Consider the following 26,991-nt stretch of genomic DNA (forward strand, 5'->3'; position numbering starts at 1 on the left):
TTATCCTCTTACTATCAAGAATAATAAGATATGGTAAGTTTAGTCAATGTGTTATAGGAAAATCACAATTGAAATCGGAGGATGCGAACTTGGAAAATAAGGAAACGTTTAATCTCGTAACACATGAATATGAACGATATAGACCCCTTTATCCGAGTGAAATGTTTGATGAGATTTTTACATACCTGAATCTTAGTAAAGAGGGTTCCATTCTTGAGATTGGCTGCGGAACGGGGCAGGCCACAGGCGGATTGGTGAGCAAGGATTATACAAACATCACGTGTATTGAATTAGGCAACAACTTGGCACAGTTCACCGCAGACAAATTCAAATCATATCCATCGATTCAAGTAATCAACACTTCCTTTGAGGACTGGAATAACGAAGGAAAGCGATTTCAATTGATTGTGTCAGGAACGGCCTTTCACTTCATTGATCCGGAGGTCGGTTACCACCGGGCTTGGGAATTGCTAGAGAATACAGGCGGCATTGGACTTTTCTGGACGATTCATGTACCGGTCTATGACCAGCTGCACAATGAAATTCGCATTAGCCCCTCATCTGGATGATTCTCAATATCCTTCGCCAGATGAAGTTATCCAGGAGCGTAAAGAAATAACAGAAAAATCTGGCATGTTCACGGATATTGAGGTTAAGGAGTATAACTGGATACAGTCCTGTTCCAGCGAAGAGTATGTCACGCTGTTAAATACCAATTCCAAACATCAGCAGCTTTCTATTGATGTTCGGCGTTCACTTCTAGAGCGAATCAAACATTCCATTGATGCTGCAGGTGGAACGATAGAGAAACAACATAAGGTTGCCCTTTTTCTAGGGAAGAAAAAGGTCTAAGGATATATGTTTTTATTTTTCCACAGAAGAACAGGAGGGAATATATGAGTAATCCGCGTTCAACATACAGTATCCAAACGGCAGTGTTAAGTTTACAAGAGGAATTAGAGAGGTTAAAGATGCAGGCGATAATGGGGTGGTCCAAAGAATTTCGAAATCTAGAGTGGTATGGTTTGAAAAATGGAATGCGTGTATTGGAGGTCGGAAGCGGACCAGGTTACATTACAGAGCAACTATTGAACAATCTGCCGGACAGCGAGCTTACTTCACTTGAGATTGATCGTTCACTGCAAGCACAAGCCAAAGAACGGCTGAAAGATATTCCTTCCAAGCGATTACAATTTGTAGAGTCTTCCATCTACCAGATGGATCTGCCTGATGATTCTTTTGATTTTGTCGTGGCAAGACTTATCTTTCTTCATTTGAACAATCCTGACGAAGCTGCACAAGAGATATATCGTGTACTGAAGCCTGGCGGCCGTCTTGCCATTATTGATGTGGATGACGGCGTTTTTGGAGCAGTGAATCCTGATGTTCCTGCTTTGCATACGGTATTAATGAAAATTTCGGACTATGTAGCACAACACGGCGGTAATCGTTTAATTGGCAGAAGTCTGCCGCGTCTCCTTTCTGAGAGCGGATACATCGATGTTGACATTGATTCTGTCCTTCAACATAGTGATCTGTTAGGCATAGAAGGGTTTAAGCAGCAGTTTAATCTTAATCGTTTTGTACATTTTGCTGAAAAAGGTGTGATCAGTTCGGAGGAATTTGCTCAGCTGCAACAAGCTTCTGAAGCGATAAATCATTCGCCGGAAGCCTATGCCATGATGAATTTCATTACAGCTTGCGGCACGAAGCCATTGACATAGCTGGGTTGAAACTAATTAGGGACGGAGAATGGGGATGAATATCGTTCATTCTTTTCAGGAATTAGTAGTTCGAGGCGATCATCAGGGTATGATTGAGTTACTGAAAAACTACGAACAATCCAGGAAATTGTCTGTCCATGAACGAGGCTGGGTCTACTGGAATGTTTCAGATGGTTATGCCTTGTTAAGAGAGCCGGAACCGCTTTATGCCAATCACCGGGAATTCTTCGAATGGGGGAAAGAAAACCTCGCTCCGGAGCAGTTACACTGGATTGTTTCGGATTCGACACAAGCGTTGTCGTTATCTCTGGGGAACTACTTTGATCATTGGATGGACTGGTACCAATATGCTTGCGATAATGCTCCGAAGTTGGATACCAACCGAGGTGTTCGATTCGAGAGCCATCGGGCTTTGGGTGGTTCGCTTTGGGTTTTGGAGAGATACAGTGAAATGGACAGTGTGCTTGAAAATATGAACCAGCTTATACAAGAAGATGAGACATGGTCCAATATTCTTTTTGCCCGGATTACATATAACAAACAGCGTCTGGCCTATCTGTATCATGTTGGGGAGGTTAGAGAAGTAAATCTGCTTCTGGATGAAACGCTGAATTTGATAAACAAGATCGACTGGTCAGCATTAGATCAAATAAAAAATCAGGAAGTTGTAGGTAGCTGGAGACAATTGAATTCATCCAGTAACTCACAGAGAGATGTTCACATCGCGATGAACAATCTGGCATGTATTTTGACAGATATTGAAAAGGTAGAGGAAAGTGTGGGGTTATTGAGACGGCTACAGGACAATGGATATGCTTTGAATGGGTATGCTTTTTCTAAATATGTCTGTTCGGTCTGGAAGTCAGAGGGGGTTGAAGCTGTTAGGGAAGTGTTAGGTGCCAATAAATCTTTTGAAATCGCTGAACTGATTAAACATAGCCCTATGCTTTCAGAGATCGAAGATTAGGTTTGAGGTTGTCTAAAAGAGGACTGAACTTCAAGGACTAAGAAAGAAGGAATGCATGAAGTGAACCATGACATCTTGTTAAACAGATTTCCGAATGTGAACATTGTTAAACTAACAGGTGGTTATACCAATACGACCCTTTTACTTGAGGGAACTGATCCGCAGATGATTGCTAAAATCTATCATGTAGAAAATACAGATGCAAGGACAGAAATAAGCGCGCTAAGGTTGTTAAATCATTCTGGCGTGACTCCGCGAGTGCATGATTGCTTTGAAAAAGAAAACTGGCTGTTTGTTATGATGGATTATGCTCCAGGAATAAATGCACAGAGGCTGCTGGATCAAGATGGACGTGACCAAGGCAGGAAAATTTATGAGCAACTTGGTATATATCTCGCCAGAGACGTGCACACAATCAAACGAGGTGACTGCGAAGCAGAGCTGCCAGTCATAACGAAGTCCGCTAATGATGTGGAGGAACTTAAGTTTGTACCCTCCGGAATCAAAAGCATGGTAAAAGAAGTGTTGGACATTTCCGATCATGGGGAGCAAACTCTGATTCACGGAGATTACGGACCACATAATGTCATGTTATCCAACGATTCAATGTTCATTTTGGACTGGGAGTGGGCAGGATGGGGCAATCCGTTGTTTGATATCGCATGGGTGGTCTGGTTTGTGCATCTTCATTACCCTCACATGGCAAAGGATCTGTCAGAAGTCTTCTTAAATGCATATACAGAACGTACAAATATTGATGTAACAAATGATCTAATTCGGGCATATTCCACATCCAAAGTAATACAGATCATGCACCGAATCAAGAATGCTCATCCAGATGTACATAGGGAATGGCTCCGCAGATTAGAATGGACACTGCAAGCGAGCTTTAACAAGTCTTAATCGTGAAATTTCGTTGAAACGCTGAGATATACGTGAGAGGAGTGATGTGATATGAGAAACAATACGAATCCGAGTAGAAGAAATGAAGTTGCAAGAGGTGTTTTTGTCTAGCGCAGGGACCCAAGGAAGAGTTCCGGGGGATTCCTCTGTGTAATTTTCACAAGGAGGAATTTCAAATAATGATTCATTTAAAACGTGTATCGGTGGATAATTGGTATGCATGTACTCAACTGAATGTAACGGAAGAACAGAAAAAAAGTTTTCCCGCGCCGGTTGTATATTGGATTGCTGAATCCAAGGTTGTGACCGATTTTCGACCCATGGCCATCTATTTTGATTCGGATCTGGTTGGTTTTGCCGTGTACTCAGATAAGGCGGATCATGAGGATAACTACTGGCTTCTTGCTCTAATGATAGATACAAAATATCAGGGCAGAGATTATGGAAGAGAAGCATTGAGGAAGTTAATTGATCTAATGAAAGAATCGCAGAATTGCAAACGCATCATGATTGGACACAGGCCGGAAAATGGTATCGCCGAAAATCTGTATGAATCACTTGGTTTTCACAGCGTAAGTGAAGGGCTGATTGATGGCGAAGTCGTTCGGCTTCTAAGATGCAAGTAGTGCCAAATCACAAGCGATTTGGATTGTAAAGGAGGTAATTTGTCTTTGAAGCGTGTACACATTATTTTCTCATTACTCTTTATCATGTTAGGAATTGTGATTATTACAATCTCGAAAATGATTGAAGAGGTAATTCCCAAGCTAGGGTATACAGCATTCCAGTCAGCAGCAGCTGGCAGTTATGATTCGAGTGCTTATCAAGTGAATTTTGCACTGAATTATTGGATAGGCGCGATATGTATTTTGGGTGGAGTTATCTGTTTAATTAGTACAATGAATGTTGTCAGAAACTACATTCGTGAAATGAATATAAGAAACAGAGCGTTTGATGAAACTCATAATCATGACGACACAAGAGAACTGAAATAGGATATGATATGACATAAAAAAGAAGGGGCGGATACACATGATTACATTCCAATACTTTGAACCGGAAGATTTTGATCAACTGATCGAATGGAGTGGGGATGAAGCATTTTTGCTCCAGTGGGCCGGCCCTCAGTTCCATTATCCACTTTCCAGAGAGCAGCTATCGGATTATTTGCATGGTGCCAATGATAAGAACACTTCAAATAAGTTCATTTATAAAGTGATGGATGAATCAACTCAGGAGATTGTAGGTCATATTGCTCTTGGTGGTATCGATCGATATAATCGTTCAGGGCGTATCGGTAAGGTGCTTCTTGGCAAGCCATATCAGGGTAAAGGTTATGGGAAGCAAATGATCGATGAGGCACTTCGAATTGGATTTGAAGAGGAGAAGTTACACCGGATCAGTCTGGGCGTATTTGATTTTAATGTCTCAGCCATCCGATGTTATGAAAAAGCGGGCTTTGTACAAGAAGGACTTATTCGTGATGCGAGAAGATACGAAGATACCTTCTGGAATCTAATCGAGATGAGCATATTAGAAAACGAATGGAAAAAATGACTTTTTAAAAAGGATCATCATACTTGAGAGTCATCTTTCTTGAGAAACACTTCGATGAACGGATGTAATAACTACGTGTACGAAAATTTAAATGGGGATGTCCTCCTGTCATCAGAATGACAGGAGGACATCCCTTTAATTAATTGCTTCCTTGTTTATTTCAATGATCCCCGTATCAATAAATTCCTCCACAGGCACACCGTCGCTAGAGAGTAACAGGGTCTCCATCATTTTGGCACCCCAGACTCCTTCATTCTGCGAAATAACGGCAGACAATTGACCGTTGAGCAACCCGTTTTCACTAGTCGGGCTATCACCGAACGCGATTAAATGCCGGTTAAGGCCTTTTGCTTTCCAGATCAGGGTAGAGGCAGAGACAGAAACAAAATCGAGCCCGATAATTGCATTGAAGTGAGGGTGAGCCTGAATCATGTTCTCCATATCGGACATGGCTTGATCTTCATTCCCTTGATGATAACGAACTTCCAAGATCTCGATGTCTGTTTCACTGCGGATGTAATCAATGAATCCATTAAGCCGCTGCTGCAAACCTTGCATCTCCTCCAAACCATTCTCGACAAGAATCATGCCTTGATTATGCAGAAGTCTTGTAGTCGTCATCGCGAACTGCTGGCCAGTGCGATAGTTATCGGCGCCCACATAAGCGATTCGATGACTGGATGGGACATCTGACTCAAATGTAATGACAGGAATACCCGCGGCTTGGGCTGCATCAATAACGGGTGTAAGTGCAGTAGCATCCACAGGAGATATAGCTATCCCGTCCACATGCTGTTTGATCATATTCTCCATGATACGGATCTGTTGTTCGGTATTGGCTTCATCAGGGGCGTTTACAATTAACGTGATATTGTGTTTCCCTGCATACTCCGTTGCATCCTTCGTGATCATCTCATATGTTGGATACGTCATTGGATAGATAATACCGAAAGTTTTGCTCGCTGCAGATTTCTCTACATGTGAAGTCGCAGGAAGTGCTGCAGCCATCTGTTGTGGGTGAATGTGTGCCGAACCGGATGAAATGATCATCGGGAACAGAAGTATTAGTGTAAGTAAAAGTGCAAATCTGGCTTTATTCATACATTGGCTCTTTTCTCATATCTGATGGTCTGGCCTGCGATGCCTCGGTTCCTTGAGTGCGGTATTCTCTTGGCGTAAAACCTGTTGTTTTCTTGAATATATTAGAAAAATAGTGAGAGTCATTGTAACCAACTTTGTAAGCAATCTCAAAGGTTTTGTTGTTGGTTGTTTTCAGCAGCTCCTTGGCTTTGCCGATTCGAATCTGGGTTAAATACTCCGTTATCGTTTGACCAGTTTCCTGACTGAAAATCTTGCTTAGATGACTTGGACTGATTCTGACGTGTGCAGAAATCATCTTCAACGAGACCTGTTCGTTATTGTATTCACGGGATACATAGGCTTTCACCTGATCAATGACATCACTGTATTTTCCAGAGCACGCTGCTCTTCTCTGCCATAACAGGTTAAGCAGGGAACACAGATATTGGGTACAATCCTCCCAGCACGTAATCTTCCGAATCGTCTGTTGCAGGGAAGTAATGTTCTCATCCGAATGGTCACTCATGCGGAACAACTGATTCGCGAGCCGGAACGACTCCAGCGTAAGATCATTCAACAGATAGAAGCCATACGAGGAGGACTTCCAGTCGAAGGACTGTAATGGAGCAGCAAACTCTTGCACAAAATGGTCACGCAGATTGGGGCTGCCGATTTTGAGAAATTCAAGAAACGAATTCCTGTCGAGAAAAAGAGTCGTTTGCTCATCCAGGTTAATTTCATGTAGAGAAGCTCTGTTCTGAAGGGTGAGTCGATTAATATATTTATCCTCCTCCGCTTCCAGATACGAGACATGAATTCCTTGCAGCCGCTCCTGTTGACTGCCAATGCCCAGAATAATATTACATTTGAACGTATGCTCAAGTTCCATACGAACCCGCCCGCGAAGCTGCTCCAGATATACGGATATGCTGTCATCGGAGTGATACTTGAGCAGAAGCACCAACTCGGTCCGGCTTCGAATATAAGGAAGAAGTTCAACGTGGGGATCACGAGTTTCCTCCAGTATGGGAAGCAGCTTCTTCATCAGGGATTCCGGGTCCCGGGAGTCATCTGTTAATCGAACGTCGATAATGACAATTGTATAATACCGGGCCGAGAGTGGAAGTGAGAGTTGTTTGGCTGATTCAATCGCATCGGTTGTACCGATGAGTCCTCCGCACAGATCGGCCAGCAGTTTTTCTTTGGTGATCGTTCGGTTTGTCATGCGTTGATGTTCTTCATCCATTTGTTTGCTGACCTTATGAAGCATTTGGATTAGCTCTGCTGCACTAATGGGCTTTAGACAGTACTCGGTCACACCAAGTCGGATAGCCTCCTGGGCATAGCTGAATTCATCATGACCGCTCATGATAATGATTTTGATATCAGGTTGTTGAGTACGAACGATGGAGGTCAGTTCCAATCCGTTCATAAATGGCATTTTAATATCCGTAATCAGAATATCCGGAGCCCATTCATGAATTAAAGGTAACGCAAGCTCGCCGTCGGGTGCATCCCCGCAATAGTGAAAACCTTCCTTTTCCCAATCAATGCAGCTCCGTATATTCTCCCGAATTCCAATTTCGTCATCCACAATCATCACCTTTTTCAACGGTTAACCTCCTTGCTTTTGGGGATACGAATCATAAATGTGCTGCCTTCCATATACGTACTTTCCATTTCAACGCCATAAGCTGGTCCGAAATAGAGTCGAATCCGGTGATGTACATTGAGCAGACCAAATCCGCCTTCCTGCTCGTCATCTTGGAGTGAACGGGAACCGGCCGGCTTCTCCAGCTCTTCACGTAATTGTGCCAATCGATCAGCAGACATGCCAATTCCGTTGTCCTGTACGGTGAGAATGATGCTATTGTCCTCTACATATCCGTGTATGGATATCAGCCCTTGACCGCGCTTGTTCTTGATCCCATGGTAGAGCGCGTTTTCAATCAGGGGCTGCAGCGTCATCTTCAAAATGGGATAATCCTGAAGCTCACGATCAACGCTGATCTCGTAGGTGAGAATATCGTGGTACCTCATCTGTTGAATAACCAAGTAACTTCGCGCATGTTCAAGCTCGGTTTGAATGGATACCCAGTCGAATCCTTTGTTCAGACTCAAACGAAAGAACTTCGAGAGGGCCTGCACAAGTTTGATTACATTTTCTTTTTTCTCTGCTTCAGCCATCCATAGGATGGATTCCAACGTGTTATACAGGAAATGAGGGTTGATCTGAGCTTGCAGCGTACGTAGTTCAGCTATTCTCACCTGTTCATTCTCTCGAATGCTCTTTTCGATTAGCATTTTGAGCTTATCCAGCATCACATTGAAACTTTTGCCCAGATCAGCAATTTCGTCCGAGCCGTGTGGTGTGACTTTGGCTTCCAAGTAACCGTTTGCAGCTTTACGCATCTTGTTCATCAGAATCCGGATGGGAAGAATCAGTCGGTTATTCAGGAAAAAATATAACGATATCGCAAAGAAAGCACTTAACAAAACCGTAATGATGATCAATTGGCGAATGCTATTGGCCTCTGCAATGATTTCCTGATAAGGAGCTACCCCGATCATTTTCCATCCGGTCTGTTTTGAGGTGCTGTATACAACAAACTGGGGTTTGGATCCTGCAGACAGGATAAAGCTGTCGTGCTGTAGATGTAAAGGGACCGATCGGATCTGATCCATCATGGTTATGGATGCCGGGGTGACATCCGGCCTGAAGAGTGTATTTCCGTATTGATCACTAATATAGAAAAAACCGGAATCCTTAATGGGGGTATTCGTCAAAAAATCATCAATGAACGAATCATTCAAATCAATTACTATGAACCCGATGACCTCATGCGTAATCCGCTCTTTGACCGTGGTTATAATTGAAAGCGCATTCTGTTTGGGGTAAGCAAACCCATCCAGCCTGTTATATTCGGCATAGGCTGCAGAATGAGGGATGCGCAGAATGGCATCCGGATACTGTATTAGATACTTGAAGTACGGGTTACGCAGCGGATTTCGTTCCAGCTTGAACACGCCTTTTCGTTCACTTATGCCTTTTCCATAGAAATTCACGAACGAGATATTAAGTACCTTGTCATACTTGTAGGTTTCCCGATAAAGATTGTATGTCTGAAGGATGGCTTTGGCTTCCGGGTAGGACTCCGATTGAGAATACAAGTATTGAAGCACTTGCGGGTTCTTGCCCAGTTCGAGCAGCCGTTCCGTATCCTCAAACAAGATGTCAATGTTCCTGGCAAGCTGGTCGGCAACCAGCTGTGTCGAGGCCTTGTTATGATTGGATACGACCGTATAGGATTTGTGGTAAGAAATCAATCCAACCACGATCAATGGCACTAAACTGAGGATAATAAACATGCTGAGTAATTTAAGCCTGAGGCTTGAAGCAATCCATTGAATGAGTTTCAACGTATTCCACTCCATCTGAAGGGATCAAAAATGTATCATTAGTATAACATGATTTTCTAATATGTAAGAGAATCGCTAAATACTACACAATTAAACAAAGAAATTACACTTTTTAAACTCCATTTTTTGAAATTACTAAATTATTACATAAATAAAGTATGAGACTCCATATAAGCTTGGAATGAAAGCGTTCTATAATGTGGTCACACCACAAGGTGAAACGAAAAAAGGGAGGATCACAACATGCGAACCAAAAAAAAGTGGGGACTTGCCATAACATTGGCTATGGTGATGCTGGTCAGCACGGCATGTAGCAGTACGAATGGAGGAGCAGGCTCCGATAATGAAACTTCAACGAGTGGGAATGGCAGTACACCTGCCAGCGCCAAAACAATTACGCTTGGTTTTTCGCAGGTTGGTGCGGAGAGTGGCTGGCGTTCGGCGAATACCAAGTCGATTCAGGATTCAGCCAAAGAAGCGGGTTATGATTTGAAATTCTCCGATGCGCAGCAGAAGCAGGAAAATCAAATTAAAGCTTTGCGATCCTTCATACAGCAGAAGGTGACGGTGATTGCTTTTTCCCCTGTTGTAGAATCCGGTTGGGATACCGTATTGAAGGAAGCGAAGGATGCAGGAATTCCCGTGATTTTGACGGACCGTGCTGTGGATTCCCCGGATAAAACCCTCTACAAAACCTTTATTGGTTCCGACTTTGTAGAAGAAGGACGCAAAGCAGGTCAGTGGCTTAGTGACCAATACAAGGACACACAAGACGAAATCAACATTGTTGAGCTGCAGGGTACAACAGGCTCCGCGCCAGCGAATGACCGTCAAGAGGGCTTTATGGAATTGATTGCTTCCAATTCGAAGCTTAAAGTGATTGCTTCACAATCGGGTGACTTTACACGTGCCAAAGGCAAAGAAGTCATGCAAGCTTTCCTCAAAGCACATAAAAAAATAGATGTTCTCTATGCACATAATGACGATATGGCACTTGGGGCAATCCAGGCCATTGAAGCGGCAGGATTGAAACCAGGCGTAGATATTACCATTATCTCTGTGGATGCCGTGAAGGATGGTATGCAGGCTGCTGCTGATGGCAAAATCAACTTTATCGTTGAATGTAATCCGTTGTTAGGACCTCAATTAATGGAAGCGGTTCAATCGGTAGTGGACGGGAAAGACATCGAACCCCGAATCGTTACGGATGAGACGACCTTCACATCGGAGCAAGCCAAAGAAGCATTGCCAACACGTGAATATTAAAAGCAGATTCGTATAACACCGAAAAGTCATTTTTCGACCAGGCTGTCGCTAAATGACTTTTTTCCATAACAAAGGAGAGGGTTATATGGCCGAGCAAGCACCCATTTTGCAAATGACAGGCATCACCAAACAATTTCCCGGGGTTAAAGCGCTATCCAGCGTCAGCTTTCGCTTGTTTCCGGGCGAGATTCATGCCTTGATGGGTGAGAATGGAGCGGGGAAGTCGACGCTTATTAAAGTTCTGACTGGCGTTTATTCCATTGATGAAGGAACGGTAACCATGGATAACCGGCATCTTTCGATCTCCGGTCCGCTTGAAGCGCAAAAGGCGGGAATCAGTACCGTTTATCAAGAGGTCAATCTTTGTCCGAACTTAACGGTCGCTGAGAATATTTTCATCGGGCGGGAGCCGATGCGATTTGGCAAAATCAATTGGAAGCAAATGAACAAAGATGCGGAGAACATTCTGCGAGACAGATTACATCTGTCCATAGACGTTAAGGCTCCTTTACAGACTTACTCGGTCGCGATGCAACAACTGATTGCAATTGCAAGAGCACTCAGCATCTCGGCAAAAGTGCTCATATTGGATGAACCCACATCCAGTCTGGACAAAAACGAGGTTCAGCAACTGTTTCGTATTATGCACAAATTAAAGAGTGAAGGTCTCGCAATTCTTTTTGTTACTCATTTTCTTGATCAGGTATACGAAATGTCGGATCGTCTAACGGTGCTCCGTAACGGGGAATTGGAAGGAGAGTACATAGCCGCAGAACTTCCACGCATGGAACTGGTTCTCAAGATGATCGGCAAGGAACTCGAGGTGCTTGAGGAGCTTCCGAAGGAAGCGGATGCTGCCCAGGCGGAGTCGGGAGAACTGTTAATTACCGCTAAGGCACTTGGACGCAAAGGAGCAATTGAGCCATTTGATCTGGACATTCGCAAAGGAGAAGTCGTGGGCTTGGCTGGGTTATTGGGGTCTGGTCGTACCGAGATCGCTCGCCTTTTCTTTGGTGCAGATCGTTCAGATGTAGGCAAGCTGCTCGTTGTAGATACAGGAAGTACGGTCAAGTCGCCGCGTCATGCAATTGATCAGAATATTGCTTTTTGCTCCGAGAACCGTAAAACCGAAGGCATAATCGATGATTTGACCATTCGGGAGAACATTATTCTGGCTTTACAAGCGACACGAGGCTGGTCCAAACCCATCTCACGCAAGAAACAGGATGAGATCGCCGAAAAGTACATCAACCTGTTAAATATCCATCCGAAAAACCCGGAGCATTTAATTAAAAATCTGAGCGGCGGTAATCAGCAAAAGGTGTTGCTTGCACGGTGGTTGCTGATGAACCCCGATCTGTTGATTCTCGATGAACCTACGCGTGGAATTGATATCGGTGCAAAGACTGAGATACAGAAGCTGGTGCTCTCTCTGTCGAAGCAGGGAATGGCCGTGCTGTTCATTTCGTCCGAGCTGGAAGAAGTGATTCGTGTCAGCCACCGGATTGCCGTAATCCGGGACCGCAAAAAAGTGCAAGAACTTAGCGGGGATCAGATCCATCAACAGCAAATCATGAAAGCAATGGCAGGAGGTTAAAGAGATGGCGGGCAAGATGCGTAAACATCATTTGTTTTGGCCGTTATGTATGCTTGGTTTACTTTTAATCTTTAATTTGCTGTACTCTCCGGATTTCTTCTCCCTCGTCATGCGTGAAGGGAATCTGTATGGCAGCTTGATTGATATTCTCAATTTTGGAGCGCCCTTAATTCTGGTATCGATCGGCATGACACTGGTGATTGCAACCGGAGGTATCGATTTGTCCGTGGGCTCTATTGTAGCGATCTCCGGTGCCGTGGCTTGTATGAGCATCAGCAGAGGAGTGGATCAGAGTTCGCTCTGGCTTGTGTTGGGTGCACTTGGATTATCTATAGGTCTCTCACTGATCTTGGGCATATGGAATGGGGCGCTGGTTTCGGTTGCCCGAATCCAGCCCATCATTGCAACGCTTATACTGATGGTAGCCGGACGTGGGATTGCGCAATTGATTACGAGTGGACAGATTATTACTGTATCCAACGCGAACTACGCCTATATCGGGGCAGGTTCGCTTGCAGCATTGCCTTTTTCCATCTTCATCGTATTAACTGTGCTGCTAGTTGCCTCATTGTTGACGAGAAAAACGGCACTGGGACTGTTTATCGAATCGGTTGGAAGTAACGCAAACGCGAGCCAACTGGCAGGCATTCGTTCAAAAACGGTTATTCTTACGGTATATGTCTTCTGTGGTCTGTGTGCCGGCATTGCCGGGCTTATTCTCAGCTCGAATGTATCCAGTGCGGATGGCAATAACGCAGGTCTGTGGTATGAACTTGATGCCATTCTTGCTGTAGTCATCGGGGGTACTTCGCTCAATGGTGGTCGTTTCTATCTAATGGGTACCGTCGTTGGAGCACTCATTATCCAAACCTTAACAACGACGATCTATATGATTGGAGTCCCGCCAGAAGTTACGCTGGTTGTCAAAGCCTTTGTTGTACTGGCCGTTTGTTTGATTCAATCCGATTCATTCCGCAATTCCATGGTGATCCGTTGGAAAAAACGGAAGTTTCCAGCCGAACAGGGGGTTAACCGCCATGTTTCTTAATCGTAAGTATCTCCCGGTCTTTGTCACCTTCGGTTTGCTGGCCGTGATGTTTGCCATAGGCTCTTTCCGGTATACGGGGTTCTTCTCCACTCAGGTACTGCTTAATCTTCTCATTGATAACGCATTTCTGATTATCACGGCAATTGGCATGACTTTTGTGATTGTATCGGGAGGAATCGACCTGTCGGTAGGATCTGTCATTGCGCTGACGACCATCATTAGCGCAAGTCTGGTCGAGAAGCAAGGATGGTCGCCTGCGATCGTTATACCTATGGTGCTTGTCATGGGTGCGTTGTTTGGCACAGTCATGGGGGCGATCATCCACTATTTTAAAATTCAGCCTTTCATCGTGACACTGGCAGGCATGTTTTTGGCGCGGGGGCTGTGTTATGTCATCAGTCTCGACACCATTACCATTACGAATCCATTTTACACACAGGTTGCGCAGGCGAAGATTTCCCTGCCAGGGGGCAGCTTTGTCTCCATTAATGTGATAATTGCTCTGGTCATTGTACTACTCGCGATCTACCTGGCACATTACACCCGGTTTGGGCGCAACGTTTACGCCATCGGCGGAAGCGAGCAATCCGCGTTGCTCATGGGACTGCCGGTTGCACGTACCAAAATCCTGGTGTACACGTTCAGCGGTTTGTGCTCCGCGCTTGCCGGTGTTGTCTTTACCTTCTATATGTTATCCGGTTATGGATTACACGCCATGGGTCTTGAACTCGATACCATCGCGGCTGTTGTGATAGGAGGCACCTTGTTAACCGGTGGTGTGGGGTATGTAGCGGGAACCTTTATTGGTGTATTGATCCAGGGGGCTATCCAAACTATAATTAGCTTCGAAGGTACGCTCAGCTCATGGTGGACCAAGATTGTGATTGGCCTGATGCTGTTTGTTTTTATTTTGTTCCAGCGACTTCTTAGCGGGCGGCGAGTATCCTCGAAATCACTGCATTAAGTTGATCGAATTAAATGATATTGAACACGGATACCGAAACAATGATATAACAATATGCGCTCTGCATTGGTGAATGCTGAGCGTAACATGGAGATGGGGGATACGTGAGTGAGAAGACATGTGAACTGGTTGTGTTTGTTCATTCTACTGCTGCTTGTCGGCTGCACAGCCCCTGAGTCTGAATCTGTTCCTTCTCCCATCTCGTCTAACAACTTAGAAACTCTTCCCTCCGTTGAGGAATGGATGGAATCAGCGGTAGCAAGGGATACCTCTACGAAACCGATTGTCTTGGGTTTTTCACAACTGGGCAGAGAGAGTGCCTGGCGTTTGGCAAACTCCACGTCTATTCGGAATGCTGCGGCTGAATCGGGAATCTCCCTTGTAATAAAAAATGCAGAACAGTCTCAGACGAAACAGTTCGAGGCTGTTCGGTCGTTCATCAGGCAAAAGGTAGATGTCATTGCCATTGCACCGGTCGTGGAATCGGGCTGGGATGGTATTCTTCAGGAGGTCAGGGATGCAGGTATACCTGTTATCATCGTAGACCGGTCAGTTGATGTCAAAGACACTTCACTTTTTGTGACAACGATTGGATCGGACTTTTATGAGGAAGGTGTGAAGGCTGGGAAGTACATTCAGGATCGGATGCGAAATCATCCGGGTTTGATACGGATTGCCGAACTGCAAGGCACGAGTGGTTCTACACCCTCTATCCAGCGTGGCGAGGGATTTAGAAGCATTTTCGAAACCAGAGCAGATATCATTTTCTCACAAAGTGCTCCTGCCGATTTTACGGAGGACAATGGGAAACAAGTGATGAAAGAATTCCTTCAGGTTCCGGAAGACGAACGGCCGCAGGTTCTTTTTGCCCATAATGATGAAATGGCTTTTGGCGCCATACAAGCGATAGAAGAAGTTGGGCTGAAGCCGGGAGAGGACATTATCATTGTCTCGGTGGACGGCTCCCGCAAAGCACTTGAAATTCTGGCGAGTGGGAAAATCAACGCTGTGGTGGAATGTAACCCGCTACTTGGTCCTCAGCTTATGCAGGCTACAAAAGAAATTATTGCAGGGCGTACACTCCCGAAGCGCATGGTGCCCCCGGAGGACATTTTTACAAAGGAGAGTGCTGGACGGGAGATGTACAACAGGCGATTCTAGAATTCGTGAAAAATTAGAACATTTTGGATAAAATTCAATTTACTTTAAATAGAGGTATCGTTTATACTGAACTCACCTTGAACTAAAAGCTCTTCTCTATGAGAAAGGACGTAGCGGATTACATACTTTTGAAAGCGCTCTTTTTCGAGGGGTGAGAGTTCGATAAAGAGAGGGAGTGTAAAAGGTAGTATGCTGTGAATATATTATGAGGAGGTAATTTTATGTTCAAAGTTAAGCTGGCAAAGGCGGTAATATCTCTCGCACTTTTCGGTACCTTGTTTTCTATTCCGGGGGTGCCTGATGCTCGTGCTGCAGATGCAAGTTGTCCGAATGGTTATGTAGGTCTGACGTTTGATGATGGCCCATCTGGAAATACAACAAACATGTTTAACGCGTTGAAGCAGGCTGGCTTACGGGCAACGATGTTCAATGTTGGACAAAATGCACAAAATAATAAATCTCTGGTTTCTGCACAAGTAGCAGCTGGTATGTGGATTGGCAATCATTCCTATACACATCCAAACATGACTACATTGAACAGTTCTCAGATGTCTTCAGAGATTACTCGGACACAACAGACGATCCAGTCTATTACCGGAAGTTCACCTAAACTGTTCAGACCTCCTTACGGTGCGACAAATGCGACCTTGAAATCCGTTGTGAGCCAAAACGGTCTGAAGGAAGTACTGTGGAACGTAGATTCCCAAGACTGGAATGGTGCCAGCGCAACCCAGATTGTAGCAGTTGTGAATACGATGAAAAGTGGTGACGTTATACTAATGCATGATCAGTACCAGACGACACTTCAGGCCATTCCGCAGATTGCACAAAATCTGAAGAATCGCGGCCTTTGCTCCGGGATGATCTCATCAACTACCGGTCGGGCAGTCGCACCCGATAATAGCACTACTAATCCCCCGAGTAACGGAACAAAAGTGGAAGCTGAGAACATGACCAAAGGTGGACAATACACCGGCAATATCAGTTCTCCTTTCAATGGTGTGGTCCTTTATGCCAACAATGATTTGGTTAAATACACTCAGAATTTTGCAACGAGCACTCATAATTTCTCGCTTCGTGGAGCTTCAAACAATGCCAACATGGCTAGAGTTGATTTGAAGATTGGCGGACAGACGAAGGGAACCTTTTACTTTGGCGGAAGAGCTCCAGCGGTTTATACCCTGAATAATATCAGCCATGGGACGGGAAATCAGGTCATTGAGTTGGTTGTAACAGCCGATGATGGGACATGGGATATTTATATCGATTACTTGGAAATACATTAACAAGCTAAGGTTGATTGAAAAATAATGCACTATAATGAAATCCCGTTGGGTTGACCCAATGGGATTTCATTATGTTTTTTGCCATTTTGTAACACAAAAGTGGAAGGAAAACATTTATAATGGATGAAATTGTATGTGAAGAATCTGGTTTCTATTGAAAAATTTCATTGAATGGGAGTGAAATCATCAAATGATCATCATGATTAATGGAGCGTTTGGTTCGGGAAAAACTTCTGCAGCAGAAGCACTTCAACCTTTGATTGCCAACAGTATGATCTACGATCCTGAAGAAATAGGTTATATGCTCAGAAAACTTCTCCCTGAGAATTGTAGAGAGGAAAGGGAACGTACGGATGATTTTCAAGATATCGATCTATGGAAAATTCTAACCGTAAAGACGGCAAAAGAAGTAAAGCAGAAATACAACAGACACTTAATTATCCCCATGACCATCTATAAAGAGGAAAACTTTAATTACATCTATAACGGGTTGAAAGAGATCGATCAGGACATTCATCATTTTTGCCTTACGGCTACAGAAGAGACGATTTATCATCGTTTGGCTAAACGTGGAGATGAATATGGAGGCTGGCAGTATCAACAAGCACCAAAGTGTGTTGAAGCTTTCAAAGATGAAAAATTTCAAACTCGCATTATTACCGATCATCTGGAGACTAGTGAAATCATAGAACTCATATTGAGGAAGGTCCTATCCAAATAATTATCATTTTTTTATTAAGGAGGATTTTAGGATGATGATTGTACATGTACTCTTAAGAAAAGAGTGGGAAGCCGCGTTGATTAATGGGATTCTAAAATAAAGTCAGAAACTATATGGGAAAATCTGTATAATGAAGTCAGGGAATATCCTCATATTTACGGTGAGTTAAATCTAGACGCGGTATTTCATACATATGATGAAGAAATAACAGAAGAGGATGGAACCTAATTGACGACTGTGACTTTTGAAGAGGTAACCGAACAACACCTCCCTGAAATTAGAGTGATTTATAACTATTATGTAATGAAAACAACGATTTCGTTTCATACGGAGGAATTAGATCTTGATCAGATTAAATCCTCTGTGATGAACAAGGATACGCGGTATAAAACTTATGTAATTCTTGAAAACAATCAAATGATGGGTTATGTTCTGATCACCCAATATAAGAGTAAACAGGCATATGACATTTGCGGTGAAGTCACCATATATTTGAAGCCCGATATTTTGGGAAAAGGCTTGGGGAAACAAGCACTACGTTTTATTGAGAAGATTGCGAAAGAACAAGGATTCCATACCTTAATTGCGACGATTTGCATGGAGAATACAAGAAGTAAATCATTATTTGAGAGAAATGGTTATGAACAGTGTGCTCTGTTTAAAGAGATTGGATATAAATTCGATAGAAAACTGGATATTGGAAGTTTCCAAAAGATATTGTAAGGAGAATACGAAATGAGTAGAAACCTATATATTATATCTGGACCCCCTGGAGTAGGGAAATCTACAACTTCCAAGCTGCTGGTTCAGACTTTAGATAAAAGTGCCTACATTTCTGGAGATACGGTTAGTCACTTTCCTGTCAAAGGGCGAGGTAAACCCTGGCTTGATCAGGATACAAACGACTTAACTTGGAAAAATATATCTAGTCTAGTGAAAAACTTGTTGGATTATAAATACGATGTAGTTCTGGACTATGTGGTCTTTCCCGAAGACATTGATGGATTAATGGCAGAATTGGCAGACTATCATGTTCGCATAATCTATGTTGTATTGATGGTTGATCGTCAAACCATTATTCGTAGAGACCGTCTAAGAGCAGAAGAATATCAAATGAAAGAAAGAAGTATAATTCTGCTGGATGAGTTTGAAAATCATCCAGACCTGAGAAGTGATAACAAGTTGTATACGAATCATTTTACAGAAGAACAACTACCTGAAATAGTAAGTGAAATTATAATTAATGAGAAGTATCGATTGAAATAACTGTACTGTTATTATGCTTCGAATTGAAAATGATAAGAGGGTGAACAGATGAACAGAGGAATACGTTTTGAAATACCAAATGCCTATGGTCGCTTTCTTGGGGAGATTTTAAAACCAATGGAAGTATCTAATTTCGATTGGTTTATTGGTGAGGAGGAGTCCTATTTCGTTGTTGATGATACGTTAGGGGATGATCTTTTTCCGGATGTGATTATGGGTATGAATGGAGAAGAATTACAGAAGATTATTGATGACAACGAGTATTATTTAATATTTGCGAATTTAAAAGCATTTCCAAAAGGCTCTCAAATAACAGATGTAATCACCTATGAAGATTATGTGGAGAGTGAGTGTCAGATGGTTCTTCTTGTGATCGATAGTATCTACGTCACGGTTTATTGTAAAGATCTAGAGAAAGTCGAGGAATTATATAATCATATAAATAGACAGGGATTTGAATCTCTCGCATATTTAACAGATGAGAATGATGCTAGGACAAAACTATCGGTCTGGTGATAAAGGAGCATGGGATTAACTGCTAAGGTTTGATAGAACTTCCCATGCTTTCGTTGTTATGCATTAGCATAGCGTTGAGTTTAGTGTTAGGGGTTAAATGCTAACGAACCTGACACGTCTTATTCGGGAATTTGAAACGCCCTCCGAAATCTAAGAAATCTGAGACACGCTATACCAGAAAAAATAGCCTTTTGTAGCGTTTTTGTAAGATGATTTTGAGAAATAAGATGTCCTGTGTTCCTTAGAAAATCGCCTGGCGATTCGCCAGCATCAGTCACTCTGAACTTCAGGAATTTTCGGACGGTAAGCTGGCACCCATCACCGTTTACTTGCCTGAGTTTGAAGACACACTCTAGTCCGTTTCCCCATGATATTTGAATGTTCATGAATACGATTACATCTTTATGAATGAAGAAGGAGTTGAGAGGAAGATGGAGACAGAACGACTTATATTTCGGAAATACACTAAAAATGATTTCGATTTACTTTTTGAGATGACACGTGAGCCAAATATGATGAAATTTATAAGACATGGAGGACCTTGGACCAAGGAAGAGACCATGCAAAGCCTGGAAAAGTTCATCAACTGGAATAAAGATGATAAAGGGCTGTTCCTCACATTTAATAAAGAGGATAACAAGTTAATTGGAACCTCTGGACTGATTCCTCAAATCATTGAAGGCACTGATGAGCTTGAAGTTGGTTACTGGGTTATAGAGCAATATTGGGGAATGGGTTACGGATATGAACAAGCAAAAGCGTGGAAAGAATATGGCTTGGATCACTTGAAACAGAAAAGATTAATATCGTTAATTCAACATGGCAATGTGGGTTCTATGAAAGTCGCGCAAAAGAATGGCATGAAACACGAGAAGGATGTAGACATAATAGGGAAAAATGTAGCAGTATACTCGATTGAGGTGAAGTGAATATGACTCCATTTCCTGAGCTAGAAACCAAAAGATTGCTGTTAAGAGAGATTAAACAGAGTGATTCCCAAGACATATTTCATATTTTTTCTTCAGATGAAGTTACAAGATTCTACGATGTAGAAAGTTTCACAACTATAAAACAAGCAGAAGTATTTATACAAAGGTGGAAAGAACGATTCGAAAATGGTCAGGTGATCCGCTGGGGAATTGCTTTGAAATCGGACAACAGAATTATTGGAACATGCGGATTTCATGGTTGGATGAAACAACATCATAAAGCTGTGTTGGGATATGAGTTAGCACCAGAGTTCTGGCGGCAGGGTTACATGACCGAGGTAACTCAGAAAATCGTTGAATATGGATTCAAGAATCTTGAATTAAACAGAATTGAAGCATTTGTCGAGCCAGAGAACGCGGGATCAAGGAAGTTACTTGAGAAAATTGGGTTCAGTGAAGAAGGCATATTGAAAGAACATTATTATTGGAAAAATCGATTTGTTGATAATGTCATCTATGCATTTTTGAAGAAAGAATATGTATGAGAATACGAATTATTGGATCTTGCGGTAGTGGGAAATCAACATTAGCCAAAGAATTGTCGGATAAATACGGTATTCCTTGCTATGAATTAGACAATCTCATCTGGGACAGAAGTGCCGAAAATCTGAGATATCCTGAACATGTTAGGGATGAATCAGTCCAGTCTATTGTCAGTTCAGAAGCTTGGATCATAGAAGGAGTACATTGCAAAGATTGGACAATAGCGTCCATCCAGGAAGCGGATTTGATTTTTGTATTAGCTCCAAATGTTCTCATTAGAGATTATCGAATTATAAAGAGGTTTGTATTGTCCAGAATGGGCTTGCAACCGTGGAATTACAAGCAGTCATTTAAGAACTTATGCAAGATGATTGTGAAATGGAACCATCAATATAATATAGAAGAAGTTATATGTACAATTAACAAAAACCATAAGACTGCAACAATCACGAAGAATAAAAAACAAGTGATACAGTTGATTGAACATCATTTGGAAGTGGTTGTAAGTGAGAGTGAAAAGAACCTTAGAGGTAATCAAAGATTATCGAAAGAGGAGATACAGTGGTGAATATAAAGATACAACCAGTCACACGGGAGAATTGGGAAGAGGCGCTGAAGATCTCTTTGTATGAACACCAAGTCTCATTAGTTCCATCTGTTATTGAGGGGATCGCTTACGCCTATATAAAACCGTGGGATGAAGCATTTGATCCTTACGTACTTGAGATTGATGGGAAGGTATTTGGTTTCTTTTATCTAAGTTATACGCCAGATAGTACAGATAATTACTGGATTGGTGGTTTTCAAATCGATCAATCCTATCAAGGCAAAGGAATGGGAAAGCGCGCTATAAGAGCCATTCTAGATTACATTACAAAACAGCATCCGGAATGCAAGGTTTTTTCATTAACGGTTGAACGGGATAACGAAATAGCACAGAATTTGTATAAGAGCATGTCCTTCATTAGTGAGAACAGAACCAATTCAGATGATGAAGTGATCTACAGGTTGGAAATAAAATAAGAAATTTGAATAGTGTAAAGATTACATGTGATGACTTTCTAAATGAGGGGACTTAAACAATGAATCGTATGAATCATGAAGAAGAATTACAAATCGCATTTGATGATCATGAAGAAGACTACAAAAACGTTTGTAATAACTTATATAACTATAACGTCTCTGAAACAAATGGGTTATTAAAGAAGCCTGGAAAGACAATAAATCTTTTTTTACGGAACAAGACAGGTAAGGCAGTTGGTGGGATCTTCTGTGCTACATATTGTGAAACATTATATATTGATAATTTTTGGATAGATGAGGAACACAGAAAGAAAGGATATGGGAAGTCTTTAATCATGCAAGCAGAAAGCATGGCTTCTGAATTAGGATGTAAGCTTGCACACACAAGCACATTTTCATATCAATCACCGAAATTCTATCAAAAAATGGGCTATGAAGTGTTTGGATTAATTGATGAGTATCCTAATGGAATCATTCAATATTTTATGAAAAAAAGATTATAAGACGAAAGATGAATTTTAGAGAAACAAAAGGATGGCGGAAAGTATGCGAGCCACAAGGGAGTTTTATATATCACTGAATTTAATGATCTCGAAAGAGAGATAAAACGAAATAAAGAGGAGAGCTGCATGATATGCCGAGAAAACTCAATTCAATATGAATATTATCGGAATCGAAAAACGAAAGAAAAACAACATAAAGTGAATTCAATTACAAAAAGTGTGGTATCCGCATTGGTGGGAATAGCTATAGAACAGGGCTACATTGAGAATGAGGATATTCCAATTGTGAATTATTTTAACGATCTGGATGATATGCAAAAAGGGGATTACGATTAAGCATCTGTTAACGATGTCCTCGGGCCTACACTATCCGGGGAATGAAGCGATGATTCCATCTAGGAATTGGACGGAATTTGTTCTTGAGCAGCCTGTTGAATTCGAACCTGGAGTTCAAATGAAATATAGTTGCGGGAGTTCGCATATACTTAGCGCCATATTGCAGAAGGCGACTGGTATGAACACTTTGGAATTTGCAAAAAAGTACTTGTTTGCACCTCAAGGCATTAGCGATTTCCATTGGTATCAGGATACACAAGGGATTGCCATAGGTGGTTTTGGTTTGCGAATGAAGATTGAAGATATGTTGAATTTTGGGGTGATACGCTCAGAATGGAGCGTGGAATTCGAAACAACTCATCTCTGCTGACTGGATTGCTAGAAGTGTAAGTCTTTCTCTTACTTCCGAAACCTTATATAGCTACCACTGGCGCATAATGAAAAGTAACAAGGAAGAATGCGCTGAAAATAAAACGTTTTATGCTATGGGTATGGGCGGAGGAAGAGAGCAATATATCTTTGTTAACCAAAAGCGAGGATTGGTTGCGGTATTCACAACGATTATATCCGAAGATAGCTTGTTACCACTTCAATGGTTTAACAATTATATATTGAAAGAATAGTTGTTTATGGGAGAGATAACATGAGCCACTGGTTTGATCTAGATGAACTTGATCCGGAGTTAATCAAATTTGCAGTTATGATCGCTAAATACAATAATAAATTCATCATTATAAAAAATAGGAAAAGAGGAGGTTGGGAGATCCCAGGAGGCAACAAAGAAATAGGGGAAACCATTTTACACACGGCAAGTCGAGAACTCTATGAAGAGACAGGGGCAGTACACTTCGAATTAATACCTTATGGTGTATATGAATGGAATGGGAGCTTTGGTATGGTTTCTTATGCTGAGGTTAAATTGCTGGAGAGCTTACCGGAGTCTGAAATCGATGAAATAAAGCTTGTGGATGTATTACCTGAAGGGATGAACTTCGGAGATATGTTTTATCGTTTCTCAGACAGATGGGATGGACTTGAGAACCATAAGCTTAAGAAATACACTATCGAAATAAATCATTTGAATGAGTTACCTGAAATTAAAATAAGCTAGTTTTAGTTGGAGGAACTCTGTTTTGAAACTAAAGGAGATGAAAAGAACTAGTGAATAAGAATAAGGGACTCATCATGTCACTATTACTTTTATTGCTTTTAATTTTGTTATGGAATTCCTTTCGAACTTCAATTTTTGAAGCAGTTACTGTTCAAAAGATTAGTGAAAATGAAATGACTGTAATTAATTTTAATAATCTTGAAAGAACAATAGCCGTTCCAATGGATATGTCAAAACTAATTGAAGAGAACAAGGAATACACTATTTTGTACGATAAAAGGGTCTTTGATAAATACAGACTTCGATCAATAAAGCCATAGGATCTTAGAAATAACATGGGGAAGGAGAGATGGCAACAATCATGATAACGTATAGAACGTTGACCCTTGATGATGTGAATCAGCTGCAGGAAATAGATCGCTCGGAACATATTGATCTCATTTATGAAATGAGAGAGAACCGATTGGTTGAACTTGAACAAAATCATGAATGCTCAAACTGGGATGAGATGCTTTTGAAAGAGATTCAAAATCGATATGTGTACGAATTAGAACAAGGTGGCATGGCATATGGCGCGTTTGCTGAGGATCAATTAATCGGATTTGGTGTGCTGGCACATCAATATAGAGGAAAAGAACGAAATCGATTACAAGTTGACTTGATGTATGTCTCACGCTGGTACAGAAGACAAGGTATTGGAAAACGTATTCTAAACGAGTTAGGTGAAGAGGCTAAGAAACGTGGCGCACAGTATCTGTATATCTCCTCCACAGAGACGAAATCAGCGGTATCCTTTTATAAAAGTCAGGGCAGTCAGATTGCAAGCGAGATTGATCAAGAACTTTATGACAAAGAGCCGAAAGATATACACATGATAAAGGAGCTGGGCACATGACAACGGTTGGGATACTCGGAACCATTCATAATCCAGAACTCAGAGAGCGATATCATTGTTCTCTTTCCCTTTACAAGAATGTGATAACTGAGTTTAAACCAGATCTCATTTGTGGTGAAGTTCATCCGCAGAGTTGGTTGAGGTATCTGAAGGACAAACATGATAGAGGATACTGGGGAGAACCAGCCAGTGAGTATTGGGAATTGGTCTTCCCTTTATGCGAGGAGCATAACATCCCATTTGTCCCTATTGACTGGTTTGAATTGGATGTCTGGAATGCTTTTGATCCATTCAACGGTTATTCGGACGTGGAACGCAAAGAACTTGAACAACGGGATGATCATTGGTTTGCAGAGCAAATGGAGACGTATCAGTTTGGCGAGATTCCTTTTAATTCAAAGGAGTTCGATCGTGTAACCAGACAAAAATATGAATGGTTGCATCAGGTAAACGCGAAGGCACAGAACTTTCGCTGGGTGGTCCGTAATCAGATTATGATTCAAAGAGTCAAAAATACAATTGAAGCTCATCCAGGAAAACGAATCCTCTGTATCGTTGGAGCCGATCACAATTACATCTTCCAAGAAGAGCTGATGATAGAACCCGTTGAATTGTTGTATCCGTTACGATAAAGGAACCGTTGGTAGAATTACAAATGAAACTTATTATTTAAGGAGCATTACATGCGCAAAAAAATACGTAAAACACTCAAGTACAGCATATTCAGTATTATTTTAATAGTTATAGTAGCTCTGATATTTCCCACATGGACACCCAAAATTAAAGGTGAAAACAGCATCAGCATGTTAGAACAGGTCGAAATTAACGGTACAGGACATGAAGTCATGATCAGGGGTGTTGATCGGACTAACCCTATCCTGATTTTTGTGCATGGTGGGCCAGGATGCTCGGAGATTCCATACGTAAGGAAGTATCAGAAAGAGCTTGAGCAACACTTCACGGTGGTGCATTACGATCAACGTGGGAGTGGGAAGTCCTATCACTTTTTTGAAGATTACTCGAATCTCACAACAGATGTATTAGTAGATGATTTGTTAGCGTTAAGGGATTATGTATCTAAGGAGTTAGGTCAAGAGAAGGTTATATTAATCGGTCATTCATTTGGTACATACATCGGGATGAAAGCTGCGGCTAAAGCACCTACTCAGTTTCACGCTTATATAGGGATTGGACAGATGGCGAATACACTTCAGAGCGAACTGGAAAGTTTGGAGTACACGTACGAGCAAGCGAAACAAGCCGGTAATGAAGATGATGTTAAAAAACTGGAGCTAATCCGCAGCTCGATCGAGCAAGGAAAGGAACTTACGCCTAGAATTTTGTTGCAAAAGTACGGTGGTGCAGCCAGACTCATCAACGAGAATAGAGATTATATTTCAGGATTCCTTTTAAATCCCGAATATAATGGGCTGGATATGATTCGCTTTTATTCAGGGATGTTCAGTTCACAAGACATCTTACTGAGGGAAGCATTTGATCAAAATTTACCTGATATTGTTGATCATCTGGAGATTCCTACCTATTTTGTAACGGGTAAATATGATTATATGACCACTGCAAATGCAGCACGTGATTATTTTGACGTATTGGATGCACCGATCAAAGACTTCATTGTATTCAACGAGTCGGCGCATTACCCACAGTTTGAAGAGAAAGAAAAATTCGTAAAGTGGTTAAATGAGCTATTTTAATATGCATTGAGAGGAGCAAGATCATATTGTTAAATGAATTCATTGAGCTTGAAGAAGAGAGTGATGAGAGTTACCGGTGTTACACTCTGCAAAATACTGTGCAAATATTTAAACACTGCATACAGGATGAGGATTTAAATGACGTTCGAATATATGTGTCTACTAATACACCGTTAGATTCAGTTGTTCATAATATAGAAGACTACATTAAGTGGTTTTCAACGTGTGAGACTGTCTTTCGAGAATATTATGAGAATGAACTTCATGAAAAGGTACATCAGAATTGGTTTAATGAGATTGAAGTCTATCGTGTGGATATCACATTTAACAGTGTAACCGACTACGGCGCAACAATATCTTGCGGAGATCATATTTTGCGCGATCACATTATGATTATTGATTTTGATAGAGAACAAATCCAAGCAATCCACTTAAACGGATAGATGGATTATTTTGTAGTAAA

Annotated in this window: 33 protein-coding genes; 30 read left to right on the forward strand and 3 right to left on the reverse strand. The window is 41.8% G+C overall.

Annotated features, from left to right (window positions below):
• Nucleotides 1-89: 89 nt before the first annotated feature.
• From MHI55_RS12810 to MHI55_RS12845, 8 genes are all read left to right on the forward strand, one after another.
• Nucleotides 90-569: an rRNA adenine N-6-methyltransferase family protein gene (locus tag MHI55_RS12810; protein ID WP_340390162.1), complete on the forward strand. Its 480-nt coding sequence runs from the start codon at nucleotides 90-92 to the stop codon at nucleotides 567-569.
• Nucleotides 538-852 (forward strand): hypothetical protein, encoded by a 315-nt coding sequence (locus MHI55_RS12815; protein ID WP_340390164.1) that lies wholly within the window; start codon nucleotides 538-540, stop codon nucleotides 850-852. Before MHI55_RS12810 ends, MHI55_RS12815 begins: the two co-directional genes overlap by 32 nt.
• Before the next feature lie 44 nt (nucleotides 853-896).
• Nucleotides 897-1,724, forward strand: a complete 828-nt coding sequence (locus MHI55_RS12820) for a methyltransferase domain-containing protein (RefSeq protein ID WP_076249738.1) — start codon at nucleotides 897-899, stop codon at nucleotides 1,722-1,724.
• 34 nt (nucleotides 1,725-1,758) lie between these two features.
• Nucleotides 1,759-2,691: a hypothetical protein gene (locus MHI55_RS12825; RefSeq protein ID WP_340390166.1), complete on the forward strand. Its 933-nt coding sequence runs from the start codon at nucleotides 1,759-1,761 to the stop codon at nucleotides 2,689-2,691.
• 75 nt (nucleotides 2,692-2,766) lie between these two features.
• Entirely contained in the window at nucleotides 2,767-3,594 is an 828-nt protein-coding gene (locus MHI55_RS12830; protein WP_179087823.1) for an aminoglycoside phosphotransferase family protein, read from the forward strand.
• Between the two features lie 179 nt (nucleotides 3,595-3,773).
• Entirely contained in the window at nucleotides 3,774-4,220 is a 447-nt protein-coding gene (locus tag MHI55_RS12835; RefSeq protein WP_083684234.1) for a GNAT family N-acetyltransferase, read from the forward strand.
• Between the two features lie 45 nt (nucleotides 4,221-4,265).
• Nucleotides 4,266-4,589 (forward strand): hypothetical protein, encoded by a 324-nt coding sequence (locus MHI55_RS12840; RefSeq protein ID WP_076249734.1) that lies wholly within the window; start codon nucleotides 4,266-4,268, stop codon nucleotides 4,587-4,589.
• Nucleotides 4,590-4,626: 37 nt separating this feature from the next.
• Entirely contained in the window at nucleotides 4,627-5,151 is a 525-nt protein-coding gene (locus MHI55_RS12845; protein ID WP_340390168.1) for a GNAT family protein, read from the forward strand.
• A 135-nt stretch (nucleotides 5,152-5,286) separates the two neighbouring features.
• On the opposite strand, the gene MHI55_RS12850 is transcribed toward MHI55_RS12845, so the two are convergent.
• From MHI55_RS12850 to MHI55_RS12860, 3 genes are read right to left on the reverse strand one after another with little or no spacing between them, the layout of a single operon-like run.
• Nucleotides 5,287-6,252: a substrate-binding domain-containing protein gene (locus MHI55_RS12850; RefSeq protein ID WP_340390170.1), complete on the reverse strand. Its 966-nt coding sequence runs from the start codon at nucleotides 6,250-6,252 to the stop codon at nucleotides 5,287-5,289.
• Nucleotides 6,245-7,834, reverse strand: coding sequence for a response regulator (locus tag MHI55_RS12855; RefSeq protein WP_340390595.1), 1,590 nt, complete (start codon nucleotides 7,832-7,834; stop codon nucleotides 6,245-6,247). Before MHI55_RS12855 ends, MHI55_RS12850 begins: the two co-directional genes overlap by 8 nt.
• Nucleotides 7,835-7,839: 5 nt before the next feature.
• On the reverse strand, nucleotides 7,840-9,651 hold the full coding sequence (locus MHI55_RS12860) for a sensor histidine kinase (RefSeq protein WP_340390171.1): 1,812 nt from the start codon (nucleotides 9,649-9,651) through the stop codon (nucleotides 7,840-7,842).
• 243 nt (nucleotides 9,652-9,894) lie between these two features.
• Here MHI55_RS12860 and MHI55_RS12865 point away from each other — a divergent pair, with 243 nt between their 5' ends.
• The 22 genes from MHI55_RS12865 to MHI55_RS12970 all read left to right on the forward strand — a co-directional run bounded on the left by MHI55_RS12865 (nucleotide 9,895) and on the right by MHI55_RS12970 (nucleotide 26,971).
• Entirely contained in the window at nucleotides 9,895-10,917 is a 1,023-nt protein-coding gene (locus MHI55_RS12865; RefSeq protein ID WP_017689009.1) for an ABC transporter substrate-binding protein, read from the forward strand.
• Nucleotides 10,918-11,002: 85 nt separating this feature from the next.
• Nucleotides 11,003-12,514: a sugar ABC transporter ATP-binding protein gene (locus tag MHI55_RS12870; RefSeq protein WP_036609094.1), complete on the forward strand. Its 1,512-nt coding sequence runs from the start codon at nucleotides 11,003-11,005 to the stop codon at nucleotides 12,512-12,514.
• Between the two features lie 4 nt (nucleotides 12,515-12,518).
• A complete protein-coding gene (locus MHI55_RS12875) occupies nucleotides 12,519-13,562 on the forward strand; it encodes an ABC transporter permease (protein ID WP_083657362.1) in 1,044 nt (347 codons plus the stop codon).
• Nucleotides 13,552-14,526: a galactofuranose ABC transporter, permease protein YjfF gene (gene yjfF, locus MHI55_RS12880; protein WP_017689006.1), complete on the forward strand. Its 975-nt coding sequence runs from the start codon at nucleotides 13,552-13,554 to the stop codon at nucleotides 14,524-14,526. The genes MHI55_RS12875 and yjfF overlap by 11 nt, the downstream gene beginning before the upstream one ends.
• Nucleotides 14,527-14,634: 108 nt before the next feature.
• A complete protein-coding gene (locus tag MHI55_RS12885; RefSeq protein WP_340390173.1) occupies nucleotides 14,635-15,687 on the forward strand; it encodes an ABC transporter substrate-binding protein in 1,053 nt (350 codons plus the stop codon).
• A gap of 221 nt (nucleotides 15,688-15,908) precedes the next feature.
• Nucleotides 15,909-16,973 carry a polysaccharide deacetylase family protein gene (locus MHI55_RS12890; RefSeq protein WP_340390175.1) on the forward strand — a complete coding sequence of 355 codons (1,065 nt, stop codon included), beginning with the start codon at nucleotides 15,909-15,911 and terminating at the stop codon, nucleotides 16,971-16,973.
• 190 nt (nucleotides 16,974-17,163) lie between these two features.
• A complete protein-coding gene (locus tag MHI55_RS12895; RefSeq protein ID WP_076249727.1) occupies nucleotides 17,164-17,694 on the forward strand; it encodes an AAA family ATPase in 531 nt (176 codons plus the stop codon).
• Between the two features lie 237 nt (nucleotides 17,695-17,931).
• The gene (locus tag MHI55_RS12900) at nucleotides 17,932-18,417 is read left to right on the forward strand and encodes an N-acetyltransferase family protein (protein WP_339191608.1); all 486 of its coding nucleotides are present in this window, start codon (nucleotides 17,932-17,934) and stop codon (nucleotides 18,415-18,417) included.
• A gap of 12 nt (nucleotides 18,418-18,429) precedes the next feature.
• Nucleotides 18,430-18,960 (forward strand): AAA family ATPase, encoded by a 531-nt coding sequence (locus tag MHI55_RS12905; RefSeq protein ID WP_339188099.1) that lies wholly within the window; start codon nucleotides 18,430-18,432, stop codon nucleotides 18,958-18,960.
• A gap of 48 nt (nucleotides 18,961-19,008) precedes the next feature.
• Nucleotides 19,009-19,476 (forward strand): DUF2691 family protein, encoded by a 468-nt coding sequence (locus MHI55_RS12910; RefSeq protein WP_339188098.1) that lies wholly within the window; start codon nucleotides 19,009-19,011, stop codon nucleotides 19,474-19,476.
• 431 nt (nucleotides 19,477-19,907) lie between these two features.
• On the forward strand, nucleotides 19,908-20,405 hold the full coding sequence (locus tag MHI55_RS12915; protein WP_340390177.1) for a GNAT family N-acetyltransferase: 498 nt from the start codon (nucleotides 19,908-19,910) through the stop codon (nucleotides 20,403-20,405).
• 2 nt (nucleotides 20,406-20,407) lie between these two features.
• A complete protein-coding gene (locus MHI55_RS12920; RefSeq protein WP_340390179.1) occupies nucleotides 20,408-20,950 on the forward strand; it encodes a GNAT family protein in 543 nt (180 codons plus the stop codon).
• Nucleotides 20,947-21,516, forward strand: coding sequence for a hypothetical protein (locus MHI55_RS12925; RefSeq protein ID WP_339188091.1), 570 nt, complete (start codon nucleotides 20,947-20,949; stop codon nucleotides 21,514-21,516). The genes MHI55_RS12920 and MHI55_RS12925 overlap by 4 nt, the downstream gene beginning before the upstream one ends.
• Nucleotides 21,513-21,971 carry a GNAT family N-acetyltransferase gene (locus MHI55_RS12930; protein ID WP_340390181.1) on the forward strand — a complete coding sequence of 153 codons (459 nt, stop codon included), beginning with the start codon at nucleotides 21,513-21,515 and terminating at the stop codon, nucleotides 21,969-21,971. The genes MHI55_RS12925 and MHI55_RS12930 overlap by 4 nt, the downstream gene beginning before the upstream one ends.
• A gap of 59 nt (nucleotides 21,972-22,030) precedes the next feature.
• The gene (locus MHI55_RS12935; protein WP_076249718.1) at nucleotides 22,031-22,474 is read left to right on the forward strand and encodes a GNAT family N-acetyltransferase; all 444 of its coding nucleotides are present in this window, start codon (nucleotides 22,031-22,033) and stop codon (nucleotides 22,472-22,474) included.
• Nucleotides 22,475-22,600: 126 nt separating this feature from the next.
• Nucleotides 22,601-22,810: a hypothetical protein gene (locus tag MHI55_RS12940; protein ID WP_255319734.1), complete on the forward strand. Its 210-nt coding sequence runs from the start codon at nucleotides 22,601-22,603 to the stop codon at nucleotides 22,808-22,810.
• A 13-nt stretch (nucleotides 22,811-22,823) separates the two neighbouring features.
• Nucleotides 22,824-23,180 (forward strand): serine hydrolase, encoded by a 357-nt coding sequence (locus MHI55_RS12945; RefSeq protein WP_255319735.1) that lies wholly within the window; start codon nucleotides 22,824-22,826, stop codon nucleotides 23,178-23,180.
• A gap of 273 nt (nucleotides 23,181-23,453) precedes the next feature.
• Nucleotides 23,454-23,921 carry an NUDIX domain-containing protein gene (locus MHI55_RS12950; protein WP_076249717.1) on the forward strand — a complete coding sequence of 156 codons (468 nt, stop codon included), beginning with the start codon at nucleotides 23,454-23,456 and terminating at the stop codon, nucleotides 23,919-23,921.
• A 349-nt stretch (nucleotides 23,922-24,270) separates the two neighbouring features.
• Nucleotides 24,271-24,816 carry a GNAT family N-acetyltransferase gene (locus tag MHI55_RS12955; RefSeq protein ID WP_179087822.1) on the forward strand — a complete coding sequence of 182 codons (546 nt, stop codon included), beginning with the start codon at nucleotides 24,271-24,273 and terminating at the stop codon, nucleotides 24,814-24,816.
• 137 nt (nucleotides 24,817-24,953) lie between these two features.
• Nucleotides 24,954-25,448 carry a hypothetical protein gene (locus tag MHI55_RS12960; protein ID WP_340390183.1) on the forward strand — a complete coding sequence of 165 codons (495 nt, stop codon included), beginning with the start codon at nucleotides 24,954-24,956 and terminating at the stop codon, nucleotides 25,446-25,448.
• Between the two features lie 51 nt (nucleotides 25,449-25,499).
• Nucleotides 25,500-26,528 carry an alpha/beta hydrolase gene (locus tag MHI55_RS12965; RefSeq protein WP_076249716.1) on the forward strand — a complete coding sequence of 343 codons (1,029 nt, stop codon included), beginning with the start codon at nucleotides 25,500-25,502 and terminating at the stop codon, nucleotides 26,526-26,528.
• Nucleotides 26,529-26,554: 26 nt separating this feature from the next.
• Nucleotides 26,555-26,971 (forward strand): hypothetical protein, encoded by a 417-nt coding sequence (locus MHI55_RS12970; protein WP_083684232.1) that lies wholly within the window; start codon nucleotides 26,555-26,557, stop codon nucleotides 26,969-26,971.
• Nucleotides 26,972-26,991 lie beyond the last annotated feature (20 nt).

The sequence above is a fragment of the Paenibacillus sp. FSL E2-0151 genome (genome assembly GCF_037993015.1).
GTDB classification, from domain to species: Bacteria; Bacillota; Bacilli; order Paenibacillales; family Paenibacillaceae; genus Paenibacillus; species Paenibacillus amylolyticus.